The sequence below is a fragment of the Kitasatospora sp. NPDC059827 genome, from assembly GCF_042731675.1.
Lineage (GTDB): Bacteria > Actinomycetota > Actinomycetes > Streptomycetales > Streptomycetaceae > Kitasatospora.
This window is the reverse complement of the sequence record NZ_JBHWIV010000039.1, coordinates 69118-78721: the sequence shown is the minus strand read 5'-3', so window position 1 is coordinate 78721 and position 9604 is coordinate 69118. Positions and strand designations below refer to the sequence as shown.

Genomic DNA, 9604 nt, shown 5'->3' with positions numbered 1-9604 from the left:
GGTTACATTCCGAACCCGGAAGCTAAGCCTCACAGCGCCGATGGTACTGCAGGGGGGACCCTGTGGGAGAGTAGGACGCCGCCGAACAATCATTCCAAAAAGACCCCCTCCCATTCGGGAGGGGGTCTTTTTGCGTTACCCTCTGCCAATGCAGAACCTGACCCTGACCTGGCAGACCGCCGGGGGTGCCGCCGTCGTCCTCTACGGAGGCGCGTACGCCGCTGCGAGGGTCCGGAAACCGGGGGCGTCGGCGCTGCTGCGGGAGGCCGGCACGCTGCTGGCGCTGTTCGCGCTCTGGCAGCTGGTCGGGCACCTGTCGGTGATGAGTGCCGATCACGCGTTGGACCGGGCGGGCTGGATCCACCGGACCGAGCAGGCGATCGGCCTGCCGGACGAGGCCTCCTGGCAGGCGGCGGTCACGCCGTACCCGGTGCTGGTGCGGCTGGCGAACTACTACTACGCGGTGATGCACTTCGCCGTCATGCTCGGTGTGCTGCTCTGGGTCTTCGTGCGGCACCGGGAGCGCTACGCGTGGGTGCGCAACACGGTGGTGATCACCACGGCGGTCTGTCTGCTGGTGCAGTTCATCCCGGTGGCGCCGCCGCGGATGCTGCCGCAGAGCGGCTTCGTGGACGTGGCCGCGGAGTACGGGCAGTCGGTGTACGGCGGCGCGGTCGGCGGGGTGGTGGTGGCGGACCAGCTGTCGGCGATGCCGTCGGTGCACGTCGCCTGGTGCGTACTGGCGGCGGTCGCGGTGGTGCGGGTGTCGCCGAGCCCGTTCCGCTGGGTGGTGGTGCTGCACCCGCTGCTGACGGTCGCGGTGGTCGTGGTGACGGCCAACCACTTCTGGGCGGACGGCATCGTCGCCGTCGCCATCCTGCTGTTCGCCTACGCCGTCCTGGCGCTGGCGGCACGGCGACGGGGCCGGGTCCCCGTCGAGACGGAGACCCGGCCCCGGGCCGGTGCCGAGGAGCGGCCCCAGCAGGTCGGTTGAGCCCCGGCAGGTCACTTGACCGGCAGGGCGACCTTCCCCCAGGAGCCGTTGCTCAGGCGGGAGGTGGCCCAGTACCAGGCGATGGCCCCGGAGACGGCCGCGACCCAGCCGGCGGCCTTGCCGAGGCCGCTGTAGCCGCCGAGGACGGCGATGGCGTCCAGCACGAGGGAGACGGTGAACAGGCCGTAGACGGCGCGGCTGAACAGGCCCGCGCCCCAGCTGGCGGCGGTGAGGCTGAGGGCGAGCAGGGCCCACAGCAGCAGGAACAGACCGGCGGCGTTCTTGCTCGCGCCGCCGGCCACCGACCAGGTCGCCCAGAAGGCGCCGAGGCTGGTGAAGGCGGTCCCGGTGAAGCCCTCGCCGCCGCGGAGCTGCCAGAGGCCCGCGATGAAGAGGGTGACGCCGCCGAGCAGGTGGGCGAGGTGGGCCGCGTCCCCGACACCGGTGCCGTGCAGGATCCCGGTGGAGAGCAGACCGTAGGCGAGCAGTGTCAGGCCGAGGGCGAGGTAGCCGAGGTTACCCGCGTCGGCTCCGGTGGAGCGGGCGTTCGTTGCCCCGGTAGCGTCGTTGCTCACCGGAGGCTCCTTTCACTCTGGGCGCGCGCAGGGCGCAGTGACGCTTGGTGTCGTTCCGATGAGTGGATGCGCGCGACCGCGCCGAGGGCGCACGGCTGTGAGCGTGCGGGGGCTGCGGTCAGAAGTGAGGTCAGAAGCGACGGGCCTGCGGAGAGCCGCTGGTCACGTCCCCGCCGGGGGATTCCCCGGCGAGATCGGTTTACCCGGCCCCGCTCGCTTGTACCCTTGTGAAGATAACAATTTGTGACGATGTCAGCTGGGGAACGCTCAGGACTGGCGCTGGGTCGGAACCCGGAGCGTCAGGATCGCCATGTCGTCGGACGGCGGCTCGGGGGCGAAGCGCTCGACCGCGCGCTGCACCCGCATGGCGACCGCGCCGGCGGTCAGTCCGGTGCAGCCGGTGAGCACCTCGGCGAGGCCGTCGTCGCCGAGCATCCGCCGGCCCTCGCGGCGTTCGGTGACCCCGTCGGTGACGCAGAGCAGGACCTCGCCGGGCGCCAGCACCAGGTGCTCGGCGGTGAGTTCGAGGTCCTCCATGACGCCGAGCAGCGGCTGCGGGGTGGCGGCCCGGTCGACCTGGCCGTCGGTGCGCAGCCGCAGCGGCAGCGGGTGGCCGGCACAGACCAGGGACAGTTCGGTGCTGCCGTCCGGGCGGGGCGTCAACTCGCCGTAGAGCAGGGTGAGGAAGCGGCTGCGCGCACCCTCGTCCAGGATGGCCGCGTTGAGCCGGCGCAGCACCTGCGGGGCGTCCAGGCCCTCGCGGGCGAGCAGGCGCAGTGAGTGCCGGGCCAGGCCGGTGACGGAGGCGGCCTCGGGGCCGGTGCCGCAGACGTCGCCGATCGCGAAGCCGTAGGTGCCCTCGCGGATGGTGAACAGGTCGTAGAAGTCGCCGCCGACCTCGTTGCCCTCGCCGGCGGCCTGGTAGTAGACGTCCACCTCGACGCCCGGGATCTCGGGCAGGTCCGGCGGGAGCAGGCTGCGCTGCAGGGCCTGGCTGGTGGCGGTGCGCTCGGAGTAGAGGCGGGAGTTGTCGAGGGCCAGGGCGGCCCGGCGGGAGAGGTCCTCGGCGAGTTCGAGGATCTCCTGCCGGAACCGCACGCCGGCCGGGACGCCGAGGGCGAGCAGGCCGATCACCCGGTTGCGGGCGGTCAGCGGCAGGACGACGGTCTCGCCGAGCAGGCCGGCGAGTTCGGGGCTGTCGGTGAGGCCGCGGGCTCCGGCGGTCTCGGTGGGCGCGGTCCAGAAGCGGACGCCGTGGGTGGGCCCGGCCTCGGGGGCGGGGGTCTTGTCGAGGAGGTCGCGCAGGGGGTCGATCCGGTCCTCGTCCTCGTGCAGGACGAAGGCGAGGCCGGCCGAGGAGCTGTGGTCGCCGTTGGTGTAGACGGCGCACCAGGAGGCGAGGGTGGGGACGGCCATCTGGGCCATCAGCGCCAGGGTCTGCTCGTGTTCGAGGGTGCCGGCCAGCAGGTCGGAGGCTTCGACGAGGAAGGAGAGCGAGCCGCGGCGCAGCCGTTCGAGCTCGGTCAGCCGGGTGCTCTCGACGGCCAGGGCGACCCGGTCGGCGGCGAACTGGAGGCGCAGCGCGTCCTCGTTGTCGTAGCGGCCGGGGGCGGCGGTGGCGATGCCGAGCGAGCCGATCAGGCGGCCCTCGACCTTGAGCGGGACGGTGACCAGGGAGCGCATGCCGCTGCCGGTGAGCAGGGGCAGGCCGATGGGGCGGGCGGCGAGGTCCTCGTGGACGGTGGGCAGCCGGGCGGAGTCGTAGCGGTTGCCGGTGCCCACCGGGAAGCGGGTGTGCCGGCGGTGCCCGGTGGTCAGGCCGGTGGCGGCGCGGACCTCGAACTCGGCCTCGTCGTCGGTGGTGAGCAGCAGGTAGGCGGCGTCCGCGTCGAGCAGGTCGCGGGCACGTTCGACGGTGCGCTGGAGGAGGGTTTCGAGGTCGTCGGTGGCGACCGGTCCGGCCAGCAGGTCGAGCCGGGGACCGGCCTGGTCGGGGCGCTCGCCGGGCAGGGCGCGGGCGGGGGAGCGCAGGACGGCGCGGTCGGGTTCGAGGACGAGCAGGCAGAGGGTGGAGGCGACGCCCTCGGTGTCGCGCACGCGCACCTGGACGCCGTAGACCTCGACCTCCTCGCCGTCGGCCCGGCGCACGCCGTAGTCGCCCTCCCAGCGGGCCAGCCGGAGGGTGTCGGTGAGGCCGAGGCCGCGGCCGGGGGACTGCGGCCAGACCGCGAGGTCGGCCCAGGGGCGGCCCAGCACGGTGGCGGCGGGGTAGCGGAAGAGGGATTCGGCGTCCGGGTTCCAGGCCAGGACGCGGCCGTCCTCGTCGAGTTGGACGACGGCGACGTGCACCGGCCCGGGGCTGCTGGGCAGGTCGCTGCCGGGGGTGGCGGGGACGGCGTAGCGGGTGCCGGCCACGTGGGCGGGCAGGGCGAGCCGGAACCAGACGGTCTTCTGCCCGGCCGCGTACTCGACGCCCCAGCGTTCGGCGAGGGCGGAGCACATCAGCAGGCCGCGGCCGCCCTCGCCGTCGGGGTCGGCGAAGCGCTCGGAGGCGGACACCGGGCCGTCGCCGAGCGAGGGCAGGCCGCGCTCGGGGTGGTGGTCGGTGACCTCGATCCGGACGCTCTCCTCCTCGCGCAGGCAGCACACCTCGGCGGCGGTGCCGGCGTGCACGACGGCGTTGGTGACCAGCTCGCTGACCAGCACGACGGCGTCGTCGACGACCTCGGGCAGGCCCCAGCCGAGCAGCGCGTCCCGGACGAAGCCCCTGGCGGCGGCCGCGGACCGGCCGTCGGGGTCGAAGGTGGCGGCTGCGCGCGCGGTGACCACGTTGCCACTTCTCCTCTGCTGCTCTGGCCCTGACTGTCCGGGGCTCGTGCCGACCTCCCCGGGCGGGCCGTCGGGTGGGCGGCGTCGTCGGGTCGGGTCGTGGCCCGGTGCAGCGCTCCACCCTACTTTCCGCTTGGTTCCCCGTGGGGGCGGGGCGGCGAAACAGGCACCGGAGGGTGATTCTGCCCACCTGTTTCGGACGGTGCGGGGACAACCGTGTGCAACCAGCCGTATACCCGGCGCCGGTGCTGCCAGACTGGGGGGTCCGCGACGGCCGGTGGGAGCAGTACGGTCGTGTGGGTGCCGGTGGGCCGTGAGGTCCGGCCGGTACGCAGCCCAGCCGGGCCGGTGCCCGGTCCCGTGCCGTTCCGGTGCGGCGGTCACCGGACAGTTCACACGATGTGGGAGGGGCCCGTTGAGTTCGGCCACCAAGGACGCCACCAAGGACGCCACCGGTACGACGCCGCAGGCTCCGCGCGGCGGGCGGTCCGGGGCCGCGCCGCGGATCGCGGCCGGCCGGCGAGCGGGCCACAGCCGCGGCGCGGAGCCCGCCGAACTGCGCAAGCTGCTGGCCGCGCTGACCGCGATGCGGGACGGGAACTTCCGCCGCCGGCTGACGGTGCCGGGCGACGGGCCGTTGGCGGAGATCGCCGCGGTGTTCAACGAGGTCGCCGAGCGCAACCAGCACCTGACCGGTGAACTGGCCCGGGTGCGGCGGGCGGTGGGCCGCGAGGGCCGGCTGAACGAGCGGCTGGAGACCGGTGCGGGCGAGGGCGCCTGGATGGCGGCGGTCGACAACTGCAACGCGCTGATCGACGACCTGGCCCGGCCGATGGCCGAGGTGGGCCGGGTGCTGACCTCGATCGCCGAGGGCGACCTGGACCAGAAGATGGAGCTGCGCTCGCTGCACAGCAACGGGGTGAGCCACCCGTTGCGCGGCGAGTACCTGAGGATCGGCCGGACGGTCAACGGGCTGGTGGACCAGCTCTCCGAGTTCACCGACGAGGTGACCCGGGTGGCCCGTGAGGTGGGCACCGAGGGCAAGCTCGGCGGGCAGGCCAAGGTCCGCAGCGTGTCGGGCAGTTGGAAGGACCTGGCGGACTCGGTCAACACCATGGCCGGGCGGCTGACCGCGCAGGTGCGCAACATCGCCCAGGTGACCACGGCGGTGGCCAAGGGCGACCTGTCCCGCAAGGTGACCGTCGACGTGGCCGGCGAGATGCTGGAGTTGAAGAACACCGTCAACACGATGGTGGACCAGCTGAACGGCTTCGCCGCCCAGGTGACGACGGTGGCCAGGGACGTCGGTACCGAGGGCCGGCTGGGCGGTCAGGCGCAGGTGCCGGGCGTGGCCGGGGTGTGGCGCGAGCTGACCGACTCGGTGAACTTCATGGCCGACAACCTGACCGGCCAGGTGCGCAACATCGCCCAGGTGACCACGGCGGTGGCGCGCGGGGACCTCTCGCAGAAGATCGAGGTGGACGCGCGCGGCGAGATGCTGGAGCTCAAGAACACCATCAACACGATGGTGGACCAGCTCTCCGGCTTCGCCGAACAGGTGACCAGGGTGGCCCGCCAGGTGGGCACCGAGGGGCGGCTCGGCGGGCAGGCCCAGGTGCCCTGGGCGGCCGGGGTGTGGCGGGATCTGACCGACAACGTCAACTTCATGGCGAACAACCTCACCGATCAGGTGCGCAACATCGCCCAGGTGACGACGGCGGTCGCCAAGGGCGACCTGTCGCAGAAGATCCAGGTGGACGCCCGGGGCGAGATCCTGGAGTTGAAGAACACCATCAACACCATGGTCGACCAGCTCTCGGCCTTCGCCGACGAGGTCACCCGCGTCGCCCGGGACGTGGGCACCGAGGGCATCCTCGGCGGCCAGGCCAGCGTGCCCGGGGTGTCCGGGACGTGGAAGGACCTGACCAACAGCGTCAACCTGATGGCCAACAACCTGACCAACCAGGTGCGCAACATCGCCGAGGTGACCACGGCGGTGGCCCGCGGCGACGTGTCGAAGAAGATCACCGTCGACGCCCGGGGCGAGATCCTGGAGCTGGTGACCACCGTCAACACCATGGTCGACCAGCTCTCGGCCTTCGCCGACGAGGTCACCCGGGTGGCCCGCGAGGTGGGCACCGAGGGCATCCTGGGCGGCCAGGCCCGGGTGCGCGGGGTGTCGGGCATCTGGAAGGACCTGACCGACAACGTCAACTTCATGGCGTCGAACCTGACCGGACAGGTCCGCAACATCGCCGAGGTCGCCTCTGCGGTGGCCCGCGGCGACCTCTCCAAGAAGATCACCATCGACGCCCAGGGCGAGATCGCGACGCTCGCCGGGACGCTGAACACCATGGTCGACCAGCTGTCCGCGTTCGCCGTCGAGGTGACCCGGGTGGCCCGTGAGGTGGGCACCGACGGCACCCTGGGCGGTCAGGCGAGCGTGCCGGGCGTGGCCGGCATCTGGAAGGACCTGACCGACAACGTCAACCAGATGGCCAACAACCTCACCGGCCAGGTCCGCAACATCGCGCTGGTGATCACCGCGGTCGCCCGAGGCGACCTCTCGCAGAAGATCGACGTGGACGCGCGCGGCGAGATCCTCCAGCTCAAGACCAACATCAACACCATGGTCGACCAGCTCTCCGCCTTCGCCGACGAGGTCACCCGGGTCGCCCGCGAGGTGGGCACCGACGGGCGGCTCGGCGGCCAGGCCCGGGTGCCCGGGGTGGACGGCACCTGGCAGGACCTCACCGAGTCGGTGAACGAGCTGGCCAACAACCTGACCCGGCAGGTGCGCGCGATCGCCCAGGTCGCCACCGCGGTGACCAGGGGCGACCTGAGCCTGCGGATCGACGTGGACGCCGCCGGGGAGCTCGACGAGCTCAAGGACAACATCAACCAGATGATCGCCAACCTGCGCGAGACCACCCGGACCAACCAGGAGCAGGACTGGCTCAAGACCAACCTGGCCCGGATCTCCGGCCTGCTCCAGGGCCGCCGGGACCTGGAGGCCGTCGCCTCGCTGATCATGACCGAGCTGACCCCGGTGGTCTCCGCCCAGCACGGCGCCTTCTTCCTGGCCCAGCCGGCCGGGCGGACCGCCGAACTGATCACCGAGGACGACGACGAGAACGACACCGTGCTGCGGCTGATCGGCAGCTACGGCTACCAGCGGCGGGCGATGCCCACCACCTTCCGGCCGGGCGAGTCGCTGATCGGCCAGGCCGCGACGGAGAAGCGGGCGATCATCGTCAAGGAGGCGCCGCCCGGGTACCTCAAGATCGCCTCCGGCCTCGGCGAGGCCTCGCCGGCCCACATCGTGGTGCTGCCGGTGCAGTTCGAGGGCCGGCTGCTGGGCGTGATCGAGCTGGCCACGTTCAGCTCCTTCACCACCGTCGCGCTGGACTTCCTCAACCAGATCGCCGACCTGATCGGCGTCACCGTCAACACCATCAGCGTCAACACCAAGACCGAGGGCCTGCTGCTGGAGTCCCAGCGGCTCACCGCCGAACTCTCGATGCGATCCGCAGAGTTGGAGGCGCGCCAGGAGGAACTGGAGCGCACCAACGAGGAGTTGCAGGAGAAGGCCGAGCAACTCGCCCAGCAGAACCGCGACATCGAGATCAAGAACAGCGAGATCGAGGAGGCCCGGCAGGTCCTGGAGGAGCGCGCCGAGCAGCTCGCCCTGGCCTCCCGGTACAAGAGCGAGTTCCTCGCCAACATGTCGCACGAGCTGCGCACCCCGCTCAACTCGCTGCTGATCCTGGCCAAGCTGCTCTCCGACAACAACGAAGGCAACCTCTCGCCCAAGCAGGTCGAGTTCGCCGACACCATCCACGGCGCCGGCTCCGACCTGCTCCAGCTGATCAACGACATCCTCGACCTGTCCAAGGTCGAGGCCGGCAAGATGGACGTCCGCCCGGCCCGGATCGCCCTGGTCCAGCTGGTCGACTACGTCGAGGCCACCTTCCAGCCGGTCGCCCTGGACAAGAACCTGGACTTCGCGGTCCGGGTCTCGCCCGCCCTGCCGGTCACCCTGCACACCGACGAGCAGCGGCTCCAGCAGGTGCTGCGCAACCTGATCTCCAACGCCGTCAAGTTCACCGACACCGGCGGCGTCGACTTCTCGATCAGCGCGGTCGGCGGGGACGTCCCCCAGCACGTGCGCGAGCGGCTGCTGGAGTTCGGCTCGATCCAGGGCCCGGACGAGGAGCTGATCGCCTTCTCGGTCTCCGACACCGGCATCGGCATCCCCGGCAACAAGCTGCGGGAGATCTTCGAGGCGTTCAAGCAGGCCGACGGCACCATCAGCCGCAAGTACGCCGGCACCGGCCTCGGGCTGTCGATCAGCCGCGAGATCGCCCGGCTGCTCGGCGGCGAGATCCACGCCGAGAGCGAGCTCGGCAAGGGCTCGACCTTCACGCTCTACCTGCCGCTGCGCACCGAAGCCCCGGACGCCGCCGCCGAGCGGCTCCTGGACCGCCCGGGCCCGGCGAACCCGCCCGCGCTGCGCGCCTCGGTCGGGGTGACCCCGGTGGGCCTGCCGGTGCCGGTCGGCGAGAGCCCGGCCGACCACTGGGCCCAGGAGGTCCGGGAGATGGCCGAGGAGCGCCGCCGCGGGGCGGTGGAGCGCCGGCGCAGCGCCGCCCTGGAGAGCGCCGCGCTGCCGCGGGCGGTGGAGCCCGCGCAGCAGCCCCGGCCGGCTCGCGCCGACACCCGCTTCGACGGCCAGCAGGTGCTGATCGTGGACGACGACGTGCGCAACGTGTTCGCCCTGACCAGCGTGCTGGAGCAGTACGGGCTGACCGTCCTGTACGCGGAGAACGGCCGCGAGGGCATCGAGATGCTGGAGCAGCACGAGAACGTGGCGCTGGTCCTGATGGACATCATGATGCCGGAGATGGACGGCTACGCGACCACCGAGGCGATCCGCCGGATGCCCCAGTTCGCCGGCCTGCCGATCATCGCGCTGACCGCCAAGGCGATGAAGGGCGACCGGGAGAAGTCCCTGGAGGCGGGTGCCACCGACCACATCACCAAGCCGGTGGAGACCGACCACCTGCTGTCGGTGATGTCCGAGTGGCTGAACGGCGACCGCGCGTGAGCGAGGCGCCTGGCGCGAACCCCGGGGCCCGCCCCCGGGGTGGCGCCCGGCCGGCGGGCGGGGTTGGGGGGGGGGGGGCCGCCGCCGGGGCGCCGGTCG

The 9604-nt window shown here is 72.1% G+C and carries 4 protein-coding genes and 1 rRNA gene; 3 read left to right on the top strand and 2 right to left on the bottom strand.

Going from position 1 to position 9604, the window contains the following annotated elements; genetic code table 11:
• A 5S ribosomal RNA gene (gene rrf / locus ACFV8H_RS23950) occupies positions 1-87 on the top strand; the annotation flags it as partial.
• A 61-nt stretch (positions 88-148) separates the two neighbouring features.
• The gene (locus ACFV8H_RS23945; RefSeq protein WP_380403367.1) at positions 149-994 is read left to right on the top strand and encodes a phosphatase PAP2 family protein; all 846 of its coding nucleotides are present in this window, start codon (positions 149-151) and stop codon (positions 992-994) included.
• A gap of 11 nt (positions 995-1005) precedes the next feature.
• Here ACFV8H_RS23945 and ACFV8H_RS23940 read toward each other — a convergent pair whose 3' ends face one another.
• Together ACFV8H_RS23940 and ACFV8H_RS23935 are read right to left on the bottom strand one after the other, a co-directional pair.
• Complete coding sequence (locus ACFV8H_RS23940; RefSeq protein ID WP_375897104.1) at positions 1006-1569, bottom strand: GPR1/FUN34/YaaH family transporter; 564 nt, start codon at positions 1567-1569, stop codon at positions 1006-1008.
• Between the two features lie 267 nt (positions 1570-1836).
• Positions 1837-4398 (bottom strand): SpoIIE family protein phosphatase, encoded by a 2562-nt coding sequence (locus ACFV8H_RS23935; RefSeq protein ID WP_380403364.1) that lies wholly within the window; start codon positions 4396-4398, stop codon positions 1837-1839.
• Positions 4399-4984: 586 nt separating this feature from the next.
• On the opposite strand from ACFV8H_RS23935, the gene ACFV8H_RS23930 reads away from it, so the two are divergent.
• Entirely contained in the window at positions 4985-9505 is a 4521-nt protein-coding gene (locus ACFV8H_RS23930) for a HAMP domain-containing protein (RefSeq protein ID WP_380403374.1), read from the top strand.
• The last annotated feature ends 99 nt before the right edge of the window (positions 9506-9604 follow it).